Raw genomic sequence first — 21,616 nt, 5'->3', positions numbered from 1 at the left:
TCAAAAGGACGCCGTGGTCCCTCATGTTCGCGCATCGTAAAACCACACACCTTAAAAGGTAAAGAAGCATTGATTTTGCCCTGCATTCGAGACAATTTTTCCGAATGACCGCGCGTCCGGCGCAGTGGCGGAGCGGGACGGGCAAGTCGGAGCGGGAAAAACGGCCGGAAATCGGGCCGGAATCGAAGCGGGCGAGCCGTTTCCGGCCCGCCCGTTCTTGTTCAAGCGCAATGTGCGTCAAATGGCAGCATGGCCCGTCAGGAGCGCGTCTCCGCCACCGAGCCCGGCTCGGAAATCACGATGTCGACGCGGCGGTTCTGCTGGCGTCCCGACTCCGTGCTGTTGGAGGCGACCGGCTGGGCCGACCCCAGGCCCTGGGCGGCGATGCGGCTGGGGTTGACGCCGCGCGCGGTCAGCGCGTCGCGCACCGCCATGGCCCGCTCCTCCGACAGGCGCAGGTTGGTGGCCGACGAACCGGTGGTGTCGGTGTAGCCCTCGATCCGCACGGTCCGTTCCGGATTGCGCTGGAGGAAGTTGGCGAGTTCGCTCAGACGCGCGTCGGCGCCCGGCGTCAGACGGGCGCTGCCGGCGGCGAACAGCACGTCGCCCAGCGACATCACCAGACCGCGCTCCGTCCGCTCCGCCTGAAGGGCGCGGATCTGGTCCTGGAGGCGGTAGGTCTCGGCGTTGGCGACGACCTGCTGCGCGCCCTTCATCGCCGCCACGTCCTGGGCGATCTGGAGCTGCCGGTTGGCGAGATAGGCCTGATGGTCCATCTCCGTGGAGTTGCCGTCGCTGCGCGCCCGCTCGCCGCGCTGCAGCGCCTCTTCGGCGCGGCGCAGCTCCAGCGTGGCGTTGCTGGCCAGCTGCGGGTTGGCGGCGGCGCCGGCATAGGACTGGCGCGCCTGGGCCAGCGCCGGCGTGTCGTCCGGGGTGGCGCAGGCACCGAGCGACAGGGCGACGACGCCCAGCGACGCCAGGGCCAGACTTTTCCGCGCCGTTTGGGATTTCTTTGTGGTGTGCATCACGGCGTGCCCTCCAGCGTGCGCGGGGAATCCCAGGTCGAGGTCCCGCTCATGCCCGACGGGGCCAGGGGAGCGGCCGCGGAAGCGGCGGGCGCCCGGCCCGGAAGCGGAGCGCCCGGCATACCGGCCTTGGGGTTGGCGAGCGTGCGCACGGCGCTGGCGGCCTGCTGCGCCGTCGCGCGCTGCGAACGCACAGTGGCGAGTTCGGCGTCGGCCTGCGCCTGCTCGGCGAGGCGGCGGGCCTTGGTCCGCTCGTCCTCGCGCATGGCGGCGTCGGCGGCGGCCAGCTTCTCGCGGGCGGACTGGAACTCCGCGGGGGCGTGTTCGAGGGCGCCGGCCCGTTCGGCCTGCTGAATGGCCTGCGCCGACGCGCCGAGCTGGGCGGTCGGCGGCGGCACGCTGCCGGCGCAGGCGGCCAGCCCGAGCGACGCCGACAGGATGGTCGCGGCCCTCCATCCCACCCTGGGCCATCCCAATGTCGAATTGCTGTTGCGGTTCATGCTGCGGCTTCCCGAATGACCGCGGCGCACGGCCGCGGGAGAGTGTTCGCCGCTCCAACGCGCCGTCGGGTGGAAGGTTCCTTCTCCGCACATCCGCGCCGGGAAACGCCCCGCCTGCGCGCAAAAAGACGGCCGGGGGAGTGCCCCGGCCGCAAGGTCTGCCTGGATGGGAGGGTGGATGGGGAGGTGGTTACTTCTGGATGCCGATGACCTGCTGCTGCGCCTTGTTGCCGATGCCGGCGGAGAGGTTGGAGACGGTGCCGAGGTTCTGGTTGAACAGGGCGCCCGGCGCACCGAACTGCATGGCCTTGACCTGCTGCTGGGCGGTGTTGCCGATGCCGACCGCGCTGTTGCTGACGGTGCCGGCGTTGCTGTTGAAGCCGCCCAGAGCGAAGGGCGTCTTCACACCGCCGCCCATCCCGCCGGCCTGCACGCCAACCACCTGCTGCTTGGCCTTGTTGCCGACGCCGGCGGCGAGGTTGGAGACGTTGCCCAGGTTGGAGGCGGTGCCGAAGGGACCGGCCAGCCCGCCGCCGGCCTGGACACCCATCACCTGCTGCTGCGCCTTGTTCTGGATGCCCGCGGCGGTGTTGGAGATGACCCCCAGGTTGCTGGCGTTGCCGAGCGGGATGCCGCCGGTCATCAGGTCGCCGGCGAAGGCCGGGGCGGAGCACAGGACGGCGACGGCGGCGGCGATCAGGGTGGTGCGGCGCATGGTGTGGTTTCCTTCCGGTGTCTGGGGAGTTGGTGTCTGGGGGATTTGTCTGCCGGTTCCGTCTGCGTCGGGGCCCGGCCTGTCCGATGACCAGACACTACGCCCCGCCGCCCATCCCCGCTGTGGCCTGCGCCACACTTGGACGCGGTTTGCCTTCGCGGCTCCAAGTTTGACGTTCATCAAGACTCCGCCCGGCAAAGCGGTGTTTCCTCGCATCCCATGACCACCGATCTTCTTCTCGCCGCCCTGTTCCTGTTCGCCACCCACGCCGTGCCGTCCTGGCCGGGGGTGCGGCCGTGGCTGATCGCCCGGCTTGGGCGGGGCGGGTTCGTCGCCCTGCATTCGCTGGGTTCGCTGCTGGCGCTTGGGCTGTTCGTCTGGGCCTACCGCGAGGCCGGTGGCGGGGAACCGCTGTTCGTTCCCGCCGGCTGGGCGGCGCCGCTGGTCGTCGCGCTGATGCCGCTGTCCTTCCTGCTGATCGCCGCCCGCGTCACCAGCAAGGTTGGCGAGCCCGACGCCCCAAACCCGCCGCGGGGCATCTACCGGATCACCCGCTTTCCCGGCTCCATGGGGCTGCTCCTGTGGGCGCTGCTGCACCTGCAAGCCACCGGGGACGGGCGGCGGGTTGTGCTGTTCGTCGCGATGGCGGCCATCGCCCTGTTCGCCATGGTCAAGAACGACTGGCTGCTGCGCCGCAGCGCGGCCGGGCGGGCCTACCGGGCGGAGACCTCGGCGCTGCCCTTCGCCGCCATCCTGGCCGGACGCCAGCGCTTCCGTCCCGGCGAGATCGGCTGGGGCCGTGTGCTGGGCGCGCCGGCCGCCTACGCCGCGATGATCGCGGTGCATCCCTGGCTGTTCGGGGTCAGTCCGCTCTATTGGCTGTAGCGGAAAGGTCTGCGGCACGCCGGTGCGGTCCGCCTGTTGACGGTCATGACAACAGACCGCCGAGGAGGAACAGCGCCATGGAGCATCACACCGGCCCCGACGACCCCCGCGTCCGCGAGCGCGCCCACGCCATCTGGGAGCGGGAGGGCCGTCCCGAGGGGCGCCACATCGAGCATTGGCAGCAGGCCGCCCGCGAGATCGCCGAGGAGGACGCCGTCCCCGGTCCGGAGGCGGGGCTGCAAACCCCCGACAGCGCCAGCGAGCGCGCTCTGCACGAGGCCGCCGAGCATCTGCGCGGCGTGGACGCGCACAGCCACCACCGCCAGTCGTCGCCGGCGGAAGGCTGACGGCGGGCCGTCAGTCCTCGTCGTCCAGGGACAGTTGACGGACTTCCAGTCGGGGATCGGGCCGTTGGGAATCGGGCTGCGGCAGCGGGCGCGGCTCCGCCGCCCGGCCTGCGGCAGGAGGCGCGGCGGCGCGCGGCGGGCGCAGCGGCTTGTTCACCGTCCCGCGCGGCCCGATGCTTGGCTCGTCGCCGAAGTCGGGCAGGGGCGGGCAGCGGTCCATCACCGCGCGCATCAGCACGGCCACGCGGTCCGTCTGCTTGCGCAGGCCCTGCCCGCGCTCCCCGTCGTAGAGCGGGTCGTCGAGGAACTTGCGGATCTCCATCAGCGCGCGGAACTCCACCCCCACCGTTTCGTGGGTGCCGATGGGCAGCGCCTTGACCCGCGCGAAGGTGTTGAAGAAGCCCAGGCTCTCCTCCACGAACAGGATCACCATGCGGGCGTGCAGGCGTTCCAGCGCGGTGGTCATCGGGCCGATCAGCTCCTCCATCTCCGATGGGGCGGCGTCCAGCCGTTCCTGGGTCACCGCCGCCAGCGAGAAGAAGTCGCGCACCTTGCGGGAGAATTTGCGGTAGCGGCCCATCCCGCCGACCGACACGCGCTCCCGCGCCGCCGCCGCCAGATCCGCGCACTTCTTCAGCATGTCGTCGAGCCGCATCAGCATGCGGGCGACTTCGCGCTGGCGCTGGGCCGCGCTGACCATGGGGGCGGGCGGTGCCTGCCGGCGGGGAGGGGAGGGGCGGCCGATCATCAGACCATGGTTATCCCGATCCGGTTCGCCGGGTCTAGTTCGCCGTGCGGACGTTCAGCACCCGTTCGCTGCCGCCGCGCAGGACGGTCACCTGAAGCGGCGTGCCGGCCCGCACCAGACCCATGCGGTTGCGGAAGTCGGTGGCGCTGCGCACCGGGCGCCCGTTCACCGCGGTCACCACGTCGCCGCTGCGGAAGCCGGCGCGCTCGGCGGCCGATCCGCGCTCCACCTGGGCGATGACCGCCCCGGCGTCGCCGGCCAGATTCATGCTGTCGGCCAGATCGGGGGTCAGGTCCTGGATGGAGACCCCCAGCCGGCCGCGCCGCACCTCGCCATACTCGACCAGCTGCTCCATCACCGAGCGGACGATGCTGACCGGGACGGCGAAGCCGATGCCGACCGACCCGCCCGCTGGCCCGATGATGGCGGTGTTGATGCCGACCAGCTCGCCGTTGAAGTTCACCAGCGCGCCGCCGGAATTGCCGGGATTGATGGAAGCGTCGGTCTGGATGAAGTCCTCGTACCCCTCGATCTTCAGCCCGCTGCGGCCGAGCGCCGAGACGATGCCGGAGGTCACCGTCTGGCCCAGCCCGAAGGGGTTGCCGATGGCGACCAGGAAATCGCCGACCTTGAGCTGGTCCGAATCGCCCCAGGGCAGGGCGGTCAGCTTCTCCGCCTCGATCTTCAGCAGCGCGATGTCGGTCGCCGCGTCCCGCCCGACCAGCTTGGCGCGCAGGCGGCGGCGGTCCTTCAGGGTGACGGCGATCTCCTGCGCGTTCTCCACCACATGGGCGTTGGTGATGACGTAGCCGCGCCGCGCGTCCACGATCACGCCCGACCCGGCGCTGACCTGCGGGCGGGCCTGCTGCTCGGGGACGTTGAAGAAACGGCGGAAGAAGGGGTCGCGGAGCAGCGGGTTCTCGGCCTGCGGCGCCCGCGACAGGACGGCGATGTTGACGACGGCGGGGGTCACCTGTTCCAGCATCGGCGCGATGGTCGTCACCCCGGTGACCCCGGCGGGCAGGGCTGCGGCGGCGGGTGCGGGGGCCGCGCCCGGAACGCCGATCCCCAAAAGCCCGGCCACGCACATCGCTCCAGCAAACCGAAGCGCCGCGAACCGAAGCGCCCCGAACCGAAGCGTCGTCGTCATCGGCATCTTGTCCCCGTTCCTGTTGTTCCGAACCGCGTTGGCGCGGCTGATGTGGGCGAACGGCGCCCTTGGGTCAAGCCTGTGCGCCCTTTGCGCCACCGCCCTCCGCGCAGGGGCAGAGGAGTATAGGGCAGCGGCGGCGGCGGGAGAATCCTCAATGCCGCGGCACCGCCCTCTTTCCCGATTCCGCCCCGGTGATCGGCTTCCATGATTGGTTGCATGACGAGGGGGTGCGTCATCGCGCACCGCCCATGAGTTCATTAAGACTTTGTTCAGCGGGATCTGCGAGGCAGAGATGTGCGGGATTTGCCTGAAATCCAGGCCATGTCTGGTGTAACCTCAGTTTTCCTAAGACGTGCTTTCCTCCATGGCGGATTCTCAAACAGCGGCCCGCCGACGGTGACGACGATGAGCGATGTTCCTCTGATGGAACTGACCGAGCATGACTACCTCCAGATGGAGGAGGCGCTGTCGCAGACCGCGCGCGGCCGCGCGTTCCTGCGCATGCGCGACCGACGATCCCGCGTGGTCGCGGTGGACGAGTTCCACCGGCTGACCGGCGCGCTGGAGCAGCAGGTCAACCGGCTGCGCGGGGTGGACCCCGGCGCCTTGTCCCGTCCGGTGCCGGGCGGCGGGATGGGCAGCGGCCTGGGCGACGGCCTGCAGCTTCAGCAGGAGCTGATGTCGATCACCCAGGTGGTGCGCGAGACGCGCAGCGACATCGCCGCGCTGCGCCCCGCCGACACCGGGTCGAACCGCATCGAGGCGGCGACCGGCGAGCTGGACGAGATCGTTGCGGCGACGGAGCGGGCGACCACCGACATCCTGAACGCCACCGAGAAGATCCAGGAGATCACCCAGGGCATCCCGCGCACCGATCCCGACATCGCGGAGATGGTCGACGCCATCGACGCCTGGAGCATCGAGATCATGACCGCCTGCGCCTTCCAGGACATCACCGGTCAGCGCACCACCAAGGTGGTCAACACGCTGCGCTACATCGAACAGCGCGTGAACACGATGATCGAGATCTGGGGCGTCGACCGCATCGCCTCCGCCACGGAAACCGCGTCCATGGGCGAGGGGGCGTCCCACCGCAAGCTGGGCGACACCCGGCCCGACGCGCATCTGCTGAACGGCCCGCAACTCGGCGGGCCGGAGGTCAGCCAGGACGACATCGACGCCCTGTTCGACACGCTGGCCACCCAGATCCCCCAGGTGCTGGAGCGGGCCGAGCCGGCCGAGGCGCCGGCACCGCCCCCACCGCCTCCGTCTCCGCCTCCCGCCGCTGCGAAGCCGGCTCCGCGACCCGCCGCCCCGGCGCCCGAACCGTCGGGCGGCGGCAGCGAGATTTCGCAGGCCGACATCGACGCGCTGTTCGCCTGAGGCGCCGATGGCGAACGACGGTTCCCACAAGTCCCGGATACGCTTGAGCCAGGAGCAGCTGGACCGGGTGTGCGAGCGCCATGTCCGCTTCACCGAGGGGCGGCCCAACGGCGCCCGCGCCAACCTTCCCTTCTTCGACCTGACCGGGCTCGACCTGTCGGGCCGCAACCTGACCGGCGCGCATCTGTCCGGCGCCATCCTGCGCGACGCCCGGATGCAGGGAACCATCCTGGACCACGCCGACCTCTACGGCGCGGACCTGCGCGGCGCCGACCTGTCGGAAGCGCGGCTCTACCGCACCGACATGCGCGGCGCCAACGTGCGCGGCGCCATCCTGGACGGCGCGGTGATGGTGGAGGTCGACCTGCGCGACGGCAGCGTCGCCAACCGCAGCGCGTCCGGCGAGCTGAAGGTGGTCGGGTTCGAGCCGGGACCGGCGGACATGGCCTCGGCCAAGCTGACCAACGCCGACATGGCGCGGGCCAAGCTGTCGGGCAGCTTCGCGCGGGCGGCCGACTTCACCAACTCCCGCCTCTCGGGGGCGCGGCTCCAGCGCACCGATCTGCGCGACTGCAACTTCTCCGGCGCCGACCTCCAGGGGGCCGACCTGAACGGCGCCGACCTGCGCGGCGCCATCCTGGACGGCGCCAAGGTGTCGGAGCTGGACCTCGTCACCTCCATCCGCACCGACGAGGAGGCCGTGGCCGCCGCCCAGGCGCCGCAACCGCTTCTGGAGCCGGACGAGGACCCGGCGGCGGAGCCCGCCCGCCCGGCGATCGCGGCGGCGGACATCGAGGTTCTGCTGCACCAGCACCTGCTGTGGCTCGGCACCAGCGGCCAGAAGGGGCGCCAGCTCGACCTGACCGGCCTCAACCTCGACGGAGCGGACCTGTCGGGCAAGGTGCTGACGCTCGCCAAGGGCTCCGGCGTGCGGCTGCGCCACGCCCGGCTGAACGGCGCGCAGCTCCAGGCGGCCCAGTTCGACGGCGCCGATCTGCGCTCCGCCGACCTGCGCGGCGCCGACCTGCGCGGCGCGAAGCTGGACCGCGCGATCCTGATCGACGGCTGCCTGGACGGGGCCAATCTGGGGATGCTGCTGATCAGCGCCGGGGCGAAGGTGATGCGCGCCTCGCTGGTGCGCGCCCGCATGGCCGGCGCCTCGCTCAGCGCCACGAACATGAAGGGTTGCGACCTGACGCTGGCCGACCTGACCGGCTGCGACCGCAGCGGCGCGATCTTCGACGAGGCCATCCTGGACGGCGCCCGGCTGGGCAGCGCGTAAGGGTTCAGGGCCGATTCACCGCAAAGAAAAAGCCCCTCCCCGGCGGACCGGGAAGGGGCTTTTTTCTTGCTGCGACCGACGCGCGGCTAGGTCGCTCCCTGAGGAGCGATCTGGCCTCCCGGTGCGACGCCCGGCTGGCCGGTGACCGGCTCCGTCACCTGATGGGTGATGGCCGCCGGCGCCGACTCCGGGCTCATCAGCGACATGCTGACGGTCGGAGTCTTCCATTCCAGGCTGTCGAAGGCGCCGCAATGGCCGCACAGGCCGCCCCAGCTCGGGCTGACCGCGTTGCAGGCGCTGCAGGTCCAGGCCGCGTCCGCCGGGGCGTTGGCCGCCTGGGCCAGCCAGGCGCGCGCCGCCTCCTCGTCCTGCCGCTCCGCCCGCTCCAGCTCGGCCAGGAGTTGGAAGACGCGGCGGGAGGGCCGCATCTCCAGGGCCTTGGTCAGATGGGCGCGGGCCTCGCCCCAGAGCTGGGCGTCGAGGGCGGCGCGGGCCACGGCGAGCAGCGACTCGACGTCGTTGGGCGCGTGGTTGCGCAGCTTCTCGAACAGCTTGACGCGGGTCATCGGGTCGTAGCTCGACACCACCTCGCGGTATGCCGAGGTCAGGTCCGGGTGCGGGTTGACGCGCCAGCAGCGTTCGATGGTCTTGGCGGCGTTTTTGTGCTTGCCGATGGCCATTTGCAGCCGGGCCGCGCGGGCCGCCGCCGGGACGAAGCCGGACAGCAGGTCGTGCGCCGCCTGGGCGTGCGACAGGGCCGAATCGGACCGGCCGCGGCGCTCCGCCTCGAAGCTGCGCTCCAGAAGCAGGGTGGCGCGGTGGCGGCGGCCGTCGTCGGGGTTGATGGCGCCGGCCTGCACGGCCTGCTGCAGCGTGCCTTCCGCCGCTGCCCATTCGCCCGAACGGGCTTCCAGGTCGTACAGCGTGCCGAGCAGCCAGGGCGTGTTGGGCTGAAGCGACTGGGCGCGGCGGGCGAGCTGCAGCGCCTCCACCCGGTCGCCGGCCTTCAGCGACTGCGTCAGCAGGCCGCGCAGGCCGAGGAAGGCGGTCTCCGGCCGGTCGAGCATGGCGGTGAAGTATTCCTTCGCCGCGCGGTCGTCGCCCTGGAGCTGGGCGGCCTGGGCCGACAGCAGCATGGTCAGCGGCGGCTCGTTGAGCAGCCCGTCGGCCTTGCGCGCCATCTTGCGGGCGGTCGTGGCGTCGCCGGCGGCGACGGCGACCATGCCGCGGGTCAGCGCCTGATAGCCGCGCTCGCGCCGGCGCGACCGGCGGTAGCGGCCGTAGTTGCGCGGCGCGCCGAGGATGGCGCGGGCCAGCCGGTACAGGACGATGCCCGCCGCCAGAGCCGCCACGCCGATCAGGATGGCGATGCCGATGCCGGTCTCGACGACGTAGCCCTGCCAGTTGATGGCGAGGGTTCCGGGGTGGTTGGCCAGCCAGACCGCGATCGCGACGACGATGGCGACCTTGATGATGAACCAGATGGCGCGTGTCATTGGGCCGCTCCCTTGACCCCGGCGGACTGCGACAGCAGGCCGATGGCGCGGTTGGTGAGCTGCTGGCCGGCCTCGTTGGCGGCCAGACGGGCCTTGGCGTCGGCGATCCACGGGGCGGCGACCTGCGCCGCCGGGCCCTTCAGGGCGGCCAGCTCGTTGACCGCGCCGCCGAGATTGCCGGCCTGCAGGGCGGCCTCGGCGCGGGCGACCACCGCCGAGGCGCCGTCGCCGACCGCGTCGCCGCCCGAGCGGCGGACGGTGACCAGCGTGGCGATCTTGCCGGTGACCTGCTCCACCCAGTCGTTGCCCTCGCCCTGGTTGTCGGCGCGCACGATGTCGGACGCCATGGCGGAGAAGCGGTCGGTGAGCTGCGGCTGCGTCGGCACGCCCTTGGCGGCGTAGCCGGCCACGGCCTCCAGCGGCTGCGTCACCTGGGCGTCGCCCGAAGCCACGGCGCGGACGGCCTGGAGTTCCTGCTGGAACGGCTGCCCGGCGGCCAGGGCGGAGCGGAGCTGCCCGGCGGCGAGCACCAGCGTCTGGGCGGCGGTGGCGGCGTCGCGGCGGGTTTCCACCGCCTGGTTGACGGCGGCCAACTCCTGCTTCAGCGCGTCCACATCCTGGCGGATCTGCCCGGCGGCCTGGGCCTCGTTGCCCACGGCCTCGACGCGCTGCTGGACCTGGCCGAGCTGCTCGGTCAGCTGGGCGACGCGCGGGTCGGGCTCGGCCGGGGCGGCGGCCTGCGGACGCTCCTCAAGCTGCTGGATGCGGGCGGTGAGCTGGCCGACGGCGTTGTCCAGCGTCTGCTGGTCGATGCCGGCGGCGGCCGCGTTGCCCTCGGCCGGGGCGGCGGCGGGGCGCTGCTCCAGCTTGGCGAGGCGCTCGGACAGCTGCTGGATCTGGTTGCGCAGGGCCGGGTCGGGCTGCGGCGCGGGCGCCGTGGCAACCGGAGCGGCGGGGCCGCCGGCGGTGGGCCAGCCGGGGACGCGCGGGCCCCACCAGGGCTGCGACAGGGCGGCGGCGCCGACCAGCAGGGCGATCAGCGAGACGGCGGTGGCGAAGCCGGCGCCGGACTTGCGCTCCTCGCGCGGCGCCTCGTAACGCGGCGGCTCGTAGGAGGAGGTGGTGTAGGCGGGGGCGGGGGGCTCCACCGGCGGCGGCGTCTCGCTCTTGATCGTATCGGTCTTGAAGGGGTCGGCCTTGGCCTCCTCGATCCGGGTCTCCTCGACCTTGATCTCTTCGGAGCGGATCTCCTCGCCCTTGATCGTCTCGGCCTTCACGCCGTCGCCGGGCAGCGTGTCGGCGCCCGGCAAAGTGGAGGGCGGCAGAGTGTCCGCGGCGGGCGGCAGGGTGGAGGGCGGCAGGTCCGTGGCCGGCACCGGGCCACCGCCCGGCAGCGTGTCGGCGCCCGGCAGGGTGTCCTCGGCCTTGACGGGCTCGGCACTTTCGGAGAGGGGAGCGGTCGACGCGATGACAGGGGCGTCCGGCGGCAGCGGGATCACCGACCCGGCGGCGTCGGGAGCGCTGCGGTCCTCGCTCGGCGTGGCGGCTTCCAGGTCGGCTTCGCTCAGCTTGATCCGATGCTTGGCGGCGGAGGCGCGGAGGTCGGCGTGGCGGGCCAGCGGAATGGCGCCGCGCTTCTTCCAGCCCTGCACCGTGGTGACCGGGATGTCCAGCTTGTGGGCCATGGGGCGGATGCCGCCGAAGCGTTCGATGATGCGTTCGACGGCGGGGCCGCCGGACACTTGGTTCTGGTCGGCCATCTGGTTCTGGGGCGTCTGGTTCTGGTCGGACGGCGTGTGGCCGTTCGGGTCAGCCTCGTGTTCGGAGCCTGGGCGAGAGGTCATTGGGTGCCTTCTGGTCGCAGTTGTTCTCAACGAACGCCACACAAACCCCCAAGCGGATGCGCTCAAGCCCGGCCCGTGCCGCCGGACGGTTCCGGCAGCAGGCCGAGCAGAGAGTCCTGCTCCGGCCGTGGCGCCACCCGTACGTTCTGCCACGGTGTCACTCCCAGCTCACCGTACGCGCGGGCAGCCTCCGCGACCGCGGGGCTGAGGCAGAGCGCGTCCACTGTACGACAGCGGTCGATGAGCCCGGCCTCGGCGACAAGCCTAACAAACGAACGGGCGGTACGGGGAGAGAAAAACAACACGGCGTCCAGTGTTCCCGTACGCAACAGCGCCGCCGTGCCATCCGACAGCCGTGCGCTCGGAACGGCGTCGTACAGCGTTTCCCGCAGGATGGAAAATCCGGACTCGCCCAGCATGGCCGACAGGTCGCCGGCGAGCTTGGTTCCTGCGACATGAAGTAGCGGACCCGCCGCTGCGGTGCAGCGTCGGCGCACCAGATCGGCCAGCGCGTACACGTCGCCGGACGCGCTTTCCACCCGCGTGAAACCGGCCGCGCGGGCGGCGGTCGCGGTGGCGTCGCCGACCGCATAGACCGGACGGTCAAGTCGGCTCGTACGTCTGGTGTAGCCCCGTACGCCGTTTGCGCTGGTGAAGAGGAGGGCCTGTACGTTCCCGACGTCCGGCTCCGGCCCGTCCAGCCAGCGGATCTCCAGCATCGGCTCCGCCGACACGGCGAAGCCCAGCGCGCGCAGACGGGCCGTCAGAGGCTCGGAATCCTCCGCCGGACGGGTGACCAGGATGTGAGGGGCCGCCATCGCCGGCCGCCGTCAGCTCTTGAAGAAGTCGGGCGGCAGAACCGCCTTGATCTCCGCTCCGGCGTCGGCGCCGATCGCCGCGGCGTCGCCGACGCTGCCGTTGCGCTCGGCCCGGAAGACCTGCCGCCCGTCGTTGGACAGCACCTTGGCCTTCAGATGCAGCCGGTCGCCGTCCAGCGTGGCCAGCCCGGCGATGGGGGTGCGGCAGGAGCCGTCGAGCATGGCGAGCAGCGCGCGCTCCGCCGTCACGCGGGCCGTGGTGGCCGCGCAGTTCAGCGGGGCGAGCAGGGCGCGGGTGGCGTCGTCGGCGCTGCGGATCTCGATGCCGATGGCGCCCTGGGCGACGGCGGGCAGCATCTCCTCGTGCTCCAGCACGGCGGTGATGCGGTCGGTCAGGCCGAGGCGGCGCAGCCCGGCGAGCGCCAGCAGGGTGGCGTCCACCTCCCCGGCCTCCAGCTTGGCGAGGCGGCTCTGCACGTTGCCGCGGAAGGGCACGACGGTCAGGTCGGGCCGCCGCTCCAGGATCTGGGCCTGACGGCGCAGGCCCGCGGTGCCGACGACGGAGCCGGCGGGCAGCGTGTCCACCGTGTGACCGCCGCGCGAGAAGAAGGCGTCGCGCGTGTCCTCGCGCGGCAGGAGCGTGGAAATCTCCAGCCCGTCCGGCATCCAGGTCGGCACGTCCTTCATCGAATGGACGGCGAGGTCGGCGCGGCCGTCGAGCAGCGCGTCCTCCAGTTCCTTGGTGAACAGGCCCTTGCCGCCGGCCTCGGCCAGCGTGCGGTCCAGGATGCGGTCGCCGGTCGTCTTGAAGACGACGATCTCGATGGCGCCGGGGGCGGCCAGATGCGGGTGCGCCGCGATCAGCCGGTCGCGGGTCTCGTGGGCCTGCGCCAGCGCCAGCGGGCTGCCGCGCGTGCCGATGCGGAGCGGTTGGGTCATGAGGCCAGTGTTCTAGGCGATCCACCGCGGTTTGCAAGCCTTGGTGACGGGCGTGCTACTCTTTGGTGAAAGGGGAGGCGAGGCGCGCCGTGACCACCATGCGCCGGCTGTCCACCGTCCAGGGGGTGTCCTCGAAATCGCCGGCCAGCCGTTCGATGGTGAATCCGGCGCTCTCCAGCATCAGCTCCAACTCGTAGCGGAAGATCATCCGCCAAGTGAAGCCGTACTCGGTCACCGCGATCTTGCCGTCCGGCAACAGCTCGTCGTACCAGCCGTAAATGCGCTGGCATTGCCCCTCGTCCAGGCGGGTGGCCAGACTGTTGCGGATGTAGCGGTTGCCGCTGTGCGGGTTGCGCCGCGGCTCCGACGGGCTGGGCTTGGTCTCGGCGTCCATCGGCAGGGTCAGCGGGTTCATCACGTCCAGCGCCAACACGCCGCCCGGCGCCAAATGGGCGGCGGCGGCGGCCAGCGCGCGGCGCTCCCCCGGCAGGTCGGGGATCAGCATCAGCACGTTGAAGGGGATGATGGCCAGCCGGAAGTCCCGCACCGGCAGGTCCAGCGCCGCGGCGTCCTGCCGCACCGGATGGACGCGGGCCTGCACCTCCGGCGCCTCGCGCGCCAGCTTGGCGCGAAGCTGGTCGAGCATGGCGTCGGAGACGTCCACCGCCCACACCGCGTGCCCGGCGCGGGCCAGCGGGATGGTCAGGCGTCCGGTGCCGCAGCCGATCTCCAGGATCGGGCCGCCGGTCTCCGCCGCGCGCTCCGTATAGAAGGGCACGTCGCCCAGCATGCCGAGCCGGGCGAGCGTCGCGGCGTTTTCCGCCCGCGCTTCGCCGATCTCCAGCGACGGGTAATCGCCGTCGTAATAGACGATGCTGGCGTCGTGGTCGGGGACGTCCTTGTTCATGGAAAGGGAAAGTCCTGAAGAATCCGGGTCAAGACCCTATACCAGAGCGGTGGAGACGGCTAGTTTGACGGCCATCATGATCGTTCTTGGAATCGAAACGAGCTGCGACGAGACGGCGGCGGCCATCGTGACCGACGCGCGGGAGATCCGCGCCGACGTGGTGCTCTCGCAGCTGGACGACCACACGCCCTATGGCGGGGTGGTGCCGGAAATCGCCGCGCGCGCCCATCTGGAGCATCTGGACGGGCTGATCCGCCGCGCCATGGCGGAGTCCGGGCTGGGCTTCGCCGACATCGACGCCGTGGCGGCCACCGGCGGGCCGGGGCTGATCGGCGGGGTGATCGTCGGGGTGATGACCGCCAAGGCCATCGCCGCGGCGCGCGGGCTGCCCTTCGTCGCGGTGAACCATCTGGAAGGCCACGCGCTGACCGCCCGGCTGACCGACGATGTGCCCTTCCCCTACCTGCTGCTGCTGGTGTCCGGCGGGCATTGCCAGCTGCTGGTGGTCGAGGGGGTGGGCCGATACCGGCGGCTCGGCACCACCATCGACGACGCGGTGGGGGAGGCGTTCGACAAGACGGCCAAGCTGCTTGGTCTCGGCTATCCCGGCGGGCCGCTGCTGGAGAAGGCGGCGGCGCAGGCGACGAACCCAGGCCGCTTCGACCTGCCGCGCCCGATGGTCGGGCGCCCCGGCTGCGATTTCTCCTTCTCCGGCCTGAAGACCGCGGTGCGGCGCCACGTCGAGGAGCTGGGGACGCCGCTGTCGGGGGAGGCATTGTCAGGGGAGGATCAGGCCGACCTCGCCGCCGCCTTCCAGAACACGGTGGCCGAGGTGATGGCCGACCGCTGCGCCCGCGCCATGCGCCAGTTCAAGGAGATGCACCCGCAGGGCGGCGCCCTGGTGGTGGCCGGCGGCGTGGCGGCCAACAAGACGCTGCGCGCCCGCCTGCAAAAGCTGGCCGACCGCGAGGGCATGCCCTTCGTGGCGCCTCCGCTGCGGCTGTGCACCGACAACGCGGCAATGATCGCCTGGGCGGGGATCGAGCGCTTGCGGCTGGGCCAGACCGACCCGCTGGACTTCGCCCCGCGCCCGCGCTGGCCGCTCGACCCCAGCGCGAAGCCGGCCATCGGCAAGGCCGGGGTCGGCTCCGGCGTGAAGGCGTGAGGGTGAGTCCGGCATGGCTTTGACCTTCCGCACCGCCGGGCGCGACGACGTGCCGGCGATCGTCCGGCTGACCGCCGACGACGCCCTGTCCACGGCCGGCGATGTCTACAGCGAGCCGCTGGACCCGCTCTATTGGGACGCCTTCGACCGCATGGGGGCCCAGCCGGACAATTCCATCGTGCTGGCGGAGCGGGACGGGCGGATCGTCGGCTGCTTCCAGTTCACCGTCACCCACGGGCTGGCCCGCCGGGGGGCGGCGCGGGCAACGGTGGAGGCGGTGAAGGTGGACAGCGCGCTGCGCGGCCAGGGGATCGGCAGCGCCATGATGCGGCACGCCATCGCGCTGGCCCGCGCCGAGGGCTGCGTGATGGTGCAGCTGACCAGCCAGACCCGGCGCACCGACGCCCACCGCTTCTACGAGCGGCTGGGCTTCCGGGCGAGCCATGTCGGGATGAAGCTTATGCTGACACCGGAGACTTGACCGTTCGGGTTGCGGACCGGGAACGCTCCGCCTAAACAGTCGGCCAAATCCTTCAGGCCAAATTCTAAAAACAGGGGGCATCCATGGCGGCAACGGACTTCCGGCGCATCGGCGTGATCGGCGGCGGGGCCTGGGGCACGGCGCTGGCTCTGGCCGCCCTGCGCGCCGGGCGGGAGGCCCTGCTGTGGGCGCGCGAGCCGGCGGTGGTCGAGTCGGTCAACGCCGCGCGCGAGAACCGCGACTTCCTGCCGGGCGTGACCCTGCCCGCCGCGTTGCGCGCGACCGGCGATCTGGCCGAGGTTGCCGCCTGCGACGCCATCCTGCTCGTCACCCCGGCCCAGCATCTGCGCAGCGCCTGCGCCGGCCTCGCCGCCCATCTGCGGACGGGCACCCCGCTGGTCGTCTGCGCCAAGGGGATCGAGCTGGACAGCCACGCGCTGATGAGCGAGGCCGCCGCGGCGGCGCTGCCGGTGGGGACCCCGCTGGCCGTGCTGTCCGGCCCGACTTTCGCGGCGGAGGTGGCGCGTGGCCTGCCGACCGCGGTGACGCTCGCCTGCGCCGACGCCGCGCTGGGCGCCCGGCTGGTCGAGGCGCTGGGCAGCCGCACCTTCCGCCCCTACCTGTCCGACGATGTGGTCGGCTCGCAGATCGGCGGGGCGGTGAAGAACGTGCTGGCCATCGCCTGCGGCGTGGTGGAGGGCCGCAAGCTGGGCGACAACGCGCGGGCGGCGCTGATCACCCGCGGGCTGGCGGAGATCACCCGGCTGGCCCTGGCGCTTGGCGGCCGGCCGGAGACGCTGATGGGGCTGTCCGGGCTGGGTGACCTGACGCTGACCTGCTCCAGCCTGCAATCGCGCAACATGTCGCTGGGCGCCGCCCTGGGCGCCGGCCGGACGCTGGCCGAGGTGCTGGCGGAGCGCCGCTCCGTCGCCGAGGGCGTCTACACCGCCGCCGCGGTGGTCGGGCTGGCCGGGAAGAAGGGCGTGGACATGCCGCTGTGCGCGGCCGTGGATGCCATCCTGAACCGCGGCGCCGGGCTGGACGCGACGATCGATGGGCTGCTGTCACGGCCGTTTCGCGAAGAGGGGCGCTGAGGGACCGGCGGTTTGGCCGCATTGGGAATGGTTGCAAGGTCGGATGGGTTATGCGAGGCTTCGCACCTTCACATTCGGAGTCCGTTCCCATGTTTGCCCCGCTGCACCCGGTCGCCCTGCTGGCGCTTCGCGCCGCCGCATTGCTGGATGCCGGGCGGATGATCGCCGCCCGAAGGAGCGGGGACGGGCGAAAACAGCGCGGCGCCTGAGCGAAACCGCCGCAACACCGGCCCTGCGCGTCCCGGGCGCCCGCCGCCGCTGCGCGCGCCCTTTCTTTGGCTGCACCGCTGACTCCTCCCCGTCCGCGGAAGGCCGCGCGTCGCGGCACCTTCCGCGGCGGTCGCGGCTGCGCTAGGCTCCCGCCCGACCGAACGGAAGGGGTTCCCCATGCTGTACATGTTCCATTGCACCGACAAGGCCGGCGCCGCCCAGGTGCGGGCCGACAACCGCCCGGCCCATCTGGCCTATCTGGAAGCGCACGCCGACCGTCTGTTCGCCGCCGGTCCGCTGCTGTCCGACGACGGCCAGGGCATGGCCGGCAGCCTGCTGATCGTGGAGTGCGCCGACGAGGCCGCCGCGAAGGACTTCGCCGCCAACGACCCCTACGCCCAGGCCGGGCTGTTCAAGAGCGTGGAGATCCGGGCGTGGCGCCGGGTCTACCCGAAGTCCTGAGCGGGGGCGGACGGCGATGGCCCGCTGGCTTCTGAAGTCGGAGCCCTTCAAATATTCGTGGGAGCGCATGGTCGCCGACGGCACCACCCATTGGGACGGCGTGCGCAACCATCAGGCCTCGAACAACCTGAAGGCCATGAAGGTCGGCGACCGGGCCTTCTTCTATCACTCGAACGAGGGGCTGGAGGTGGTCGGCGTCGTCGAGATCGCGCGGGAATACTACCCGGACCCGAGCGACGAGGCGGGCCGCTTCGGCATGGTCGACGTGCGGGCGCTGCTGCCCGTGAAGACGCCGGTCACGCTGAAGACGATGAAGGCCGACCCGCTGCTTCAGGGCATGGCCCTGGTCAAGCAGTCGCGCCTGTCGGTCTGCCCGGTGTCGGACGCCGAATGGGCGCATGTCTGCGCGCTGGCCGGGATCGAGGCGTGACGGTGCTTCGGACGTGTTGAGAGCGCGGCCGTCTGCGGCGGTGGATCAGTCCGCCGGTTCGCAGATGGCCGCCTGGAAATCCTGCGTGGCCTGAAGCATCCGGCGGGCCAGCGCCTGCATCTCCGCCGCAGCTCCGGCGAAGCCCGCGTCTTCCCCGAACGGCGCCAGGGCGGCGGAGCCGGACGCATCCAGTTCGGCCAGAGACGCCGTGCGCAGGGCGGCGTCGATCACCATCAGGCTGGTGCGGCTGCCCATCTCCGACAGGCGCCCGGCCAGTTCCATGCCCTGTCCGGCACCGCCGCCAGTCGTGCCGTTCCCTGTGGTGCCGTCCGCGCTGGTCGTGCTGGCCATGCCGGTGCCCTGCTGTTGGGTGAACACCATGCACGCTAACGATGCGACGGTTAAGACCGGGTTAAGCGGCCGCCCGCAGGCCGTCATCATGCTTTCGTATTATGCGCGACAAATAGTCGCGCTGTCGTGTCGTCGCGGATGCCGGTGAATTCAAAAGAATGGGCGGTGCGCTGCAACAAAGTGGAACCGAAAGCCCCGATGGAGAGGACGGACAATCAGCCGTTCTGCTTGTGGTGACGGGAACTTGTGTGGATAATGTCCCGCAACAGGAGCGGCCGGAAACCGCTCCCCAACAGCCCTTCAGGGCGTAACCAGAAGCACTACGGGGGAATCGCGAGCCAATGTCCGACAATTCGTTTTTTCCTGTTAAGCAGGAAATCGCCAAGACCGCTTACGTGGACGAAGCCGCCTACGCCCGCCTGTACGAGCAATCGATCAACGATCCGGAAGCCTTCTGGGGCGAGCAGGGCAAGCGCATCGACTGGATCAAGCCCTACAGCAAGGTGAAGGACGTCAGCTACACCGGCGACGTCCACATCAAGTGGTTCTACGACGGCACGCTGAACGTGTCCGCCAACTGCGTCGACCGCCACCTCGCGACGCGCGGCGACCAGACCGCCATCATCTTCGAAGGCGACGATCCGGGCGTTTCCAAGCACATCACCTACAAGGAACTGCACGAGCAGGTCTGCCGCCTCGCCAACGTTCTGAAGAAGAACGGCGTCAAGAAGGGCGACCGCGTCACCATCTACCTGCCGATGATCCCCGAGGCCGCCTACGCCATGCTGGCCTGCGCGCGCGTCGGCGCCATCCACTCCATCGTGTTCGGCGGCTTCTCGCCGGACAGCCTGAAGGACCGCATCGTCGACTGCGACAGCCACTTCGTCATCACCTCCGACGAGGGTCTGCGCGGCGGCCGCAAGGTTCCGCTGAAGGCGAACGCCGACAAGGCCGTCGCCGCGGCGCCGGGCGTCAAGCACGTGCTGGTCGTCAAGCACACCGGCGGCAACGTCGCCTGGACCGAGGGCCGCGACCTCTGGTACCACGAGGAGATCGCGTCGGTCTCCGCCGACTGCCCGCCGGAGGAGATGAGCGCGGAGGACCCGCTGTTCATCCTCTACACCTCGGGTTCGACCGGCAAGCCGAAGGGCGTGCTGCACACCACCGGCGGCTATCTCGTCTACGCGTCGATGACCCACCAGTACGTCTTCGACTACAAGGACGGCGAGGTCTACTGGTGCACGGCGGACGTGGGCTGGGTCACCGGCCACAGCTACATCGTCTACGGCCCGCTGGCCAACGGCGCGACCACGCTGATGTTCGAAGGCGTGCCGACCTATCCGGACATCTCCCGCTTCTGGCAGGTGGTGGACAAGCACAAGGTCAACATCTTCTACACCGCCCCGACCGCCATCCGCTCGCTGATGCGCGAGGGTGAGGGGCCGGTGAAGAAGACCTCCCGGTCCTCGCTGCGCATCCTGGGTTCGGTGGGCGAGCCGATCAACCCGGAAGCCTGGCTGTGGTACTACAACGTGGTCGGCGATGGCCGTTGCCCGATCGTCGACACCTGGTGGCAGACCGAGACCGGCGGCATCCTGATCACCCCGCTGCCGGGCGCCATCGGCCAGAAGCCGGGTTCGGCGACCAAGCCCTTCTTCGGCGTCAAGCCGGTCGTCGTGGACAACGACGGCAAGGAGCTGGAGGGCGAGACCGAAGGCAACCTGTGCATCGCCGACAGCTGGCCGGGCCAGATGCGCACGGTGTTCGGCGACCACGAGCGCTTCGTCCAGACCTACTTCTCGACCTTCGCGGGCTACTACTTCACCGGTGACGGCTGCCGCCGCGACGCGGACGGCTATTACTGGATCACCGGCCGCGTGGACGACGTGATCAACGTGTCGGGTCACCGCATGGGCACGGCGGAAGTGGAAAGCGCGCTGGTCGCCCACCCGAAGGTGGCCGAGGCCGCCGTCGTCGGCTACCCGCACGACCTCAAGGGCCAGGGCATCTACGCCTACGTCACGCTCAACGCCGGGGAAAGCCCGACCGAGGAGCTGCGCAAGGAGCTGGTGGCCTGGGTGCGCAAGGAGATCGGCCCGATCGCCTCGCCGGACCTGATCCAGTGGTCGCCGGGCCTGCCGAAGACCCGTTCGGGCAAGATCATGCGTCGCATCCTGCGCAAGATCGCCGCGAACGAGCACGACAGCCTGGGCGATACCTCGACGCTGGCGGATCCGACCGTCGTGACCGACCTGATCGAGAACCGCATGAACAACGCCTGACCGCGGCGTTCATCGGGGGTTGTCTGCGGACCGGGGGCCTTCGTGGCCCCCGGTTTCGTTTTGGCCGGTTTCGTTTTGGGGCCGTTATTTGGGAGCGGTGTCCGATCCGCCGGAGGCGCCGCTGCCGGATTGGGTCTTCACGGCTTCGGCGGTGCCGGGCTTCAGGCCGGACTCGCCGCTCGCCGCGTCGGGGACGGAGCCGATGCGGCCCTGCGCGCGGGTCTCCGCCGCGTTCTTCTGCTTCTCGGTGCGGCGCTCGCCCAGAGTCGGGTCCTGGGCGCCGGTCGATTCCATCCAGGCTTCGCCCTGGGACGGCGGTGCGGCGCCGAGTCCGCCCTCCATCGTCTTGGCGTCCTGCGCCACGGCGGCACCGGTCAGGGCGAGGCTGGCGGCCAGCAAGGCGATGGCGCCGGGGACGTAAGACGAGGCCTGGGTCGTCATGGTTCGCTCTCCTCCTTGGTGGGAGGGGCAACAGCGGAGCGAGACGGCGGGTTCCCGATTCGTCCTTTGGTAGAACGGGTTAGCCCATGCCCGTCCCGTCGCACCAGGGCTGGCGCCGTTCGCCGTGATAGGGGCGGGCGAGCCCCGCCTCGATCAGCGCGGCCGACAGGTCGGTGCCTCCGCCGGTCAGCACGCGGGCGCGCACCCGCCCGCCGTACTTGTCGGGCTGGACGTCGAGCAGCCGCACCGGGGCGGCCCCGATCAGACGGCGCGCGTGGTCGCGGGCGGTCTCCGCCAACTCCCGCTCATGGGGGCAGCGGGCGCGCATCTCCGGCGCGTCCAGCCCGTCCACCCGGACATGGGTTTCGACCACCTGCCCCAGCCAGATGGTGGCGCGCACCAGCAGCGTGTCGCCGTCCAGAACCTCCAGCACCTCCGCCGGGATCGGGCCGGGCAGAGCGGGCGGAGCGGCCTGGACGGTGCCGGCCAGCAGTGTGGAGAGAAACGCCAGCCATATCCCGGCGGAGCGGGGCGGGCAGGGGGTGATGGACTTGGGCGAACCCATGGCGCGGCCTCTCCGGGCACCGGTTCGCGAAAGGGCGAACCGGTCACAGAATAACGCGCGAACAGGAACGCATCAAGCACAACCTAGGTATTC

General features: G+C 71.1%; 23 protein-coding genes. 10 read left to right on the top strand and 13 right to left on the bottom strand.

The annotated features are described in order from the left end of the window. Nucleotides 1-257: 257 nt before the first annotated feature. The 3 genes from ACWPN7_RS17320 to ACWPN7_RS17310 all read right to left on the bottom strand — a co-directional run bounded on the left by ACWPN7_RS17320 (nucleotide 258) and on the right by ACWPN7_RS17310 (nucleotide 2,240). A complete protein-coding gene (locus ACWPN7_RS17320) occupies nucleotides 258-1,025 on the bottom strand; it encodes an OmpA family protein (RefSeq protein WP_459197744.1) in 768 nt (255 codons plus the stop codon). Then, nucleotides 1,025-1,486 carry a DUF4398 domain-containing protein gene (locus ACWPN7_RS17315; RefSeq protein WP_038529833.1) on the bottom strand — a complete coding sequence of 154 codons (462 nt, stop codon included), beginning with the start codon at nucleotides 1,484-1,486 and terminating at the stop codon, nucleotides 1,025-1,027. Before ACWPN7_RS17315 ends, ACWPN7_RS17320 begins: the two co-directional genes overlap by 1 nt. A gap of 229 nt (nucleotides 1,487-1,715) precedes the next feature. Beyond that, nucleotides 1,716-2,240, bottom strand: a complete 525-nt coding sequence (locus ACWPN7_RS17310) for a hypothetical protein (RefSeq protein WP_456522774.1) — start codon at nucleotides 2,238-2,240, stop codon at nucleotides 1,716-1,718. 219 nt (nucleotides 2,241-2,459) lie between these two features. Between ACWPN7_RS17310 and ACWPN7_RS17305 the strand changes: the two genes are divergently transcribed. Together ACWPN7_RS17305 and ACWPN7_RS17300 are read left to right on the top strand one after the other, a co-directional pair. After that, on the top strand, nucleotides 2,460-3,125 hold the full coding sequence (locus tag ACWPN7_RS17305) for an NnrU family protein (protein ID WP_459197730.1): 666 nt from the start codon (nucleotides 2,460-2,462) through the stop codon (nucleotides 3,123-3,125). A 77-nt stretch (nucleotides 3,126-3,202) separates the two neighbouring features. Beyond that, nucleotides 3,203-3,472, top strand: a complete 270-nt coding sequence (locus tag ACWPN7_RS17300) for a DUF2934 domain-containing protein (RefSeq protein WP_014238612.1) — start codon at nucleotides 3,203-3,205, stop codon at nucleotides 3,470-3,472. A gap of 10 nt (nucleotides 3,473-3,482) precedes the next feature. Here the strand turns inward: ACWPN7_RS17300 and ACWPN7_RS17295 are convergent, their stop codons facing one another. Together ACWPN7_RS17295 and ACWPN7_RS17290 are read right to left on the bottom strand one after the other, a co-directional pair. Continuing rightward, nucleotides 3,483-4,220: a hypothetical protein gene (locus ACWPN7_RS17295; RefSeq protein ID WP_247894770.1), complete on the bottom strand. Its 738-nt coding sequence runs from the start codon at nucleotides 4,218-4,220 to the stop codon at nucleotides 3,483-3,485. Between the two features lie 34 nt (nucleotides 4,221-4,254). Continuing rightward, nucleotides 4,255-5,370, bottom strand: coding sequence for a Do family serine endopeptidase (locus ACWPN7_RS17290; protein ID WP_492273398.1), 1,116 nt, complete (start codon nucleotides 5,368-5,370; stop codon nucleotides 4,255-4,257). A 408-nt stretch (nucleotides 5,371-5,778) separates the two neighbouring features. On the opposite strand from ACWPN7_RS17290, the gene ACWPN7_RS17285 reads away from it, so the two are divergent. After that, nucleotides 5,779-6,756 carry a protein phosphatase CheZ gene (locus ACWPN7_RS17285; protein WP_149650611.1) on the top strand — a complete coding sequence of 326 codons (978 nt, stop codon included), beginning with the start codon at nucleotides 5,779-5,781 and terminating at the stop codon, nucleotides 6,754-6,756. Nucleotides 6,757-6,799: 43 nt separating this feature from the next. After that, nucleotides 6,800-8,038, top strand: coding sequence for a pentapeptide repeat-containing protein (locus ACWPN7_RS17280; protein WP_247875065.1), 1,239 nt, complete (start codon nucleotides 6,800-6,802; stop codon nucleotides 8,036-8,038). A gap of 86 nt (nucleotides 8,039-8,124) precedes the next feature. Here ACWPN7_RS17280 and ACWPN7_RS17275 read toward each other — a convergent pair whose 3' ends face one another. The 5 genes from ACWPN7_RS17275 to ACWPN7_RS17255 all read right to left on the bottom strand — a co-directional run bounded on the left by ACWPN7_RS17275 (nucleotide 8,125) and on the right by ACWPN7_RS17255 (nucleotide 14,042). Continuing rightward, nucleotides 8,125-9,534: a heme biosynthesis protein HemY gene (locus tag ACWPN7_RS17275; RefSeq protein WP_038529821.1), complete on the bottom strand. Its 1,410-nt coding sequence runs from the start codon at nucleotides 9,532-9,534 to the stop codon at nucleotides 8,125-8,127. Then, nucleotides 9,531-11,378, bottom strand: a complete 1,848-nt coding sequence (locus ACWPN7_RS17270; protein WP_459197729.1) for a mitofilin family membrane protein — start codon at nucleotides 11,376-11,378, stop codon at nucleotides 9,531-9,533. The genes ACWPN7_RS17275 and ACWPN7_RS17270 overlap by 4 nt, the downstream gene beginning before the upstream one ends. A gap of 62 nt (nucleotides 11,379-11,440) precedes the next feature. Next, nucleotides 11,441-12,196, bottom strand: coding sequence for a uroporphyrinogen-III synthase (locus ACWPN7_RS17265; protein WP_456522772.1), 756 nt, complete (start codon nucleotides 12,194-12,196; stop codon nucleotides 11,441-11,443). A gap of 12 nt (nucleotides 12,197-12,208) precedes the next feature. Beyond that, nucleotides 12,209-13,135: a hydroxymethylbilane synthase gene (gene hemC, locus ACWPN7_RS17260; RefSeq protein ID WP_459197728.1), complete on the bottom strand. Its 927-nt coding sequence runs from the start codon at nucleotides 13,133-13,135 to the stop codon at nucleotides 12,209-12,211. A 55-nt stretch (nucleotides 13,136-13,190) separates the two neighbouring features. Continuing rightward, on the bottom strand, nucleotides 13,191-14,042 hold the full coding sequence (locus ACWPN7_RS17255) for a class I SAM-dependent methyltransferase (protein ID WP_200774804.1): 852 nt from the start codon (nucleotides 14,040-14,042) through the stop codon (nucleotides 13,191-13,193). 76 nt (nucleotides 14,043-14,118) lie between these two features. Here ACWPN7_RS17255 and tsaD point away from each other — a divergent pair, with 76 nt between their 5' ends. The 5 genes from tsaD (at nucleotide 14,119) to ACWPN7_RS17230 (ending at nucleotide 17,884) form a co-directional block, all read left to right on the top strand. After that, a complete protein-coding gene (gene tsaD / locus ACWPN7_RS17250; RefSeq protein WP_459197727.1) occupies nucleotides 14,119-15,207 on the top strand; it encodes a tRNA (adenosine(37)-N6)-threonylcarbamoyltransferase complex transferase subunit TsaD in 1,089 nt (362 codons plus the stop codon). Between the two features lie 13 nt (nucleotides 15,208-15,220). Then, nucleotides 15,221-15,688, top strand: coding sequence for a GNAT family N-acetyltransferase (locus tag ACWPN7_RS17245; RefSeq protein WP_459197726.1), 468 nt, complete (start codon nucleotides 15,221-15,223; stop codon nucleotides 15,686-15,688). Between the two features lie 83 nt (nucleotides 15,689-15,771). Then, nucleotides 15,772-16,782: an NAD(P)H-dependent glycerol-3-phosphate dehydrogenase gene (locus tag ACWPN7_RS17240; protein WP_038529806.1), complete on the top strand. Its 1,011-nt coding sequence runs from the start codon at nucleotides 15,772-15,774 to the stop codon at nucleotides 16,780-16,782. 387 nt (nucleotides 16,783-17,169) lie between these two features. Further along, nucleotides 17,170-17,454, top strand: coding sequence for a YciI family protein (locus tag ACWPN7_RS17235; protein WP_149650601.1), 285 nt, complete (start codon nucleotides 17,170-17,172; stop codon nucleotides 17,452-17,454). Between the two features lie 16 nt (nucleotides 17,455-17,470). Continuing rightward, the gene (locus tag ACWPN7_RS17230) at nucleotides 17,471-17,884 is read left to right on the top strand and encodes an EVE domain-containing protein (protein ID WP_035669391.1); all 414 of its coding nucleotides are present in this window, start codon (nucleotides 17,471-17,473) and stop codon (nucleotides 17,882-17,884) included. Between the two features lie 45 nt (nucleotides 17,885-17,929). On the opposite strand, the gene ACWPN7_RS17225 is transcribed toward ACWPN7_RS17230, so the two are convergent. After that, nucleotides 17,930-18,265 carry a hypothetical protein gene (locus ACWPN7_RS17225; protein WP_103040423.1) on the bottom strand — a complete coding sequence of 112 codons (336 nt, stop codon included), beginning with the start codon at nucleotides 18,263-18,265 and terminating at the stop codon, nucleotides 17,930-17,932. Nucleotides 18,266-18,576: 311 nt separating this feature from the next. Here ACWPN7_RS17225 and acs point away from each other — a divergent pair, with 311 nt between their 5' ends. Beyond that, on the top strand, nucleotides 18,577-20,517 hold the full coding sequence (gene acs, locus ACWPN7_RS17220) for an acetate--CoA ligase (protein ID WP_014238596.1): 1,941 nt from the start codon (nucleotides 18,577-18,579) through the stop codon (nucleotides 20,515-20,517). An 84-nt stretch (nucleotides 20,518-20,601) separates the two neighbouring features. Here acs and ACWPN7_RS17215 read toward each other — a convergent pair whose 3' ends face one another. Both ACWPN7_RS17215 and ACWPN7_RS17210 read right to left on the bottom strand, forming a co-directional pair. Continuing rightward, on the bottom strand, nucleotides 20,602-20,958 hold the full coding sequence (locus ACWPN7_RS17215; protein ID WP_459197725.1) for a hypothetical protein: 357 nt from the start codon (nucleotides 20,956-20,958) through the stop codon (nucleotides 20,602-20,604). Nucleotides 20,959-21,037: 79 nt separating this feature from the next. After that, nucleotides 21,038-21,523, bottom strand: a complete 486-nt coding sequence (locus ACWPN7_RS17210) for a thermonuclease family protein (RefSeq protein WP_137103968.1) — start codon at nucleotides 21,521-21,523, stop codon at nucleotides 21,038-21,040. Nucleotides 21,524-21,616: the final 93 nt, after the last annotated feature.

The sequence above is a fragment of the Azospirillum sp. UENF 312511 genome, from assembly GCF_058780635.1.
This window is presented reverse-complemented; position numbering and strand designations above follow the sequence as displayed.

Excerpts from the sequence above, each read along its gene's own strand:
- ACWPN7_RS17320 (WP_459197744.1), bottom strand. The coding sequence starts at position 1,025 with ATGCACACCACAAAGAAATCCCAAACGGCGCGGAAAAGTCTGGCCCTG.
- ACWPN7_RS17310 (WP_456522774.1), bottom strand. The coding sequence starts at position 2,240 with ATGCGCCGCACCACCCTGATCGCCGCCGCCGTCGCCGTCCTGTGCTCC.
- ACWPN7_RS17305 (WP_459197730.1), top strand. The coding sequence starts at position 2,460 with ATGACCACCGATCTTCTTCTCGCCGCCCTGTTCCTGTTCGCCACCCAC.
- ACWPN7_RS17300 (WP_014238612.1), top strand. The coding sequence starts at position 3,203 with ATGGAGCATCACACCGGCCCCGACGACCCCCGCGTCCGCGAGCGCGCC.
- ACWPN7_RS17295 (WP_247894770.1), bottom strand. The coding sequence starts at position 4,220 with ATGATCGGCCGCCCCTCCCCTCCCCGCCGGCAGGCACCGCCCGCCCCC.
- ACWPN7_RS17290 (WP_492273398.1), bottom strand. The coding sequence starts at position 5,370 with ATGACGACGACGCTTCGGTTCGGGGCGCTTCGGTTCGCGGCGCTTCGG.
- ACWPN7_RS17285 (WP_149650611.1), top strand. The coding sequence starts at position 5,779 with ATGAGCGATGTTCCTCTGATGGAACTGACCGAGCATGACTACCTCCAG.
- ACWPN7_RS17275 (WP_038529821.1), bottom strand. The coding sequence starts at position 9,534 with ATGACACGCGCCATCTGGTTCATCATCAAGGTCGCCATCGTCGTCGCG.
- ACWPN7_RS17270 (WP_459197729.1), bottom strand. The coding sequence starts at position 11,378 with ATGACCTCTCGCCCAGGCTCCGAACACGAGGCTGACCCGAACGGCCAC.
- ACWPN7_RS17265 (WP_456522772.1), bottom strand. The coding sequence starts at position 12,196 with ATGGCGGCCCCTCACATCCTGGTCACCCGTCCGGCGGAGGATTCCGAG.
- hemC (WP_459197728.1), bottom strand. The coding sequence starts at position 13,135 with ATGACCCAACCGCTCCGCATCGGCACGCGCGGCAGCCCGCTGGCGCTG.
- ACWPN7_RS17255 (WP_200774804.1), bottom strand. The coding sequence starts at position 14,042 with ATGAACAAGGACGTCCCCGACCACGACGCCAGCATCGTCTATTACGAC.
- tsaD (WP_459197727.1), top strand. The coding sequence starts at position 14,119 with ATGATCGTTCTTGGAATCGAAACGAGCTGCGACGAGACGGCGGCGGCC.
- ACWPN7_RS17245 (WP_459197726.1), top strand. The coding sequence starts at position 15,221 with ATGGCTTTGACCTTCCGCACCGCCGGGCGCGACGACGTGCCGGCGATC.
- ACWPN7_RS17240 (WP_038529806.1), top strand. The coding sequence starts at position 15,772 with ATGGCGGCAACGGACTTCCGGCGCATCGGCGTGATCGGCGGCGGGGCC.
- ACWPN7_RS17235 (WP_149650601.1), top strand. The coding sequence starts at position 17,170 with ATGCTGTACATGTTCCATTGCACCGACAAGGCCGGCGCCGCCCAGGTG.
- ACWPN7_RS17230 (WP_035669391.1), top strand. The coding sequence starts at position 17,471 with ATGGCCCGCTGGCTTCTGAAGTCGGAGCCCTTCAAATATTCGTGGGAG.
- ACWPN7_RS17225 (WP_103040423.1), bottom strand. The coding sequence starts at position 18,265 with ATGGTGTTCACCCAACAGCAGGGCACCGGCATGGCCAGCACGACCAGC.
- acs (WP_014238596.1), top strand. The coding sequence starts at position 18,577 with ATGTCCGACAATTCGTTTTTTCCTGTTAAGCAGGAAATCGCCAAGACC.
- ACWPN7_RS17215 (WP_459197725.1), bottom strand. The coding sequence starts at position 20,958 with ATGACGACCCAGGCCTCGTCTTACGTCCCCGGCGCCATCGCCTTGCTG.
- ACWPN7_RS17210 (WP_137103968.1), bottom strand. The coding sequence starts at position 21,523 with ATGGGTTCGCCCAAGTCCATCACCCCCTGCCCGCCCCGCTCCGCCGGG.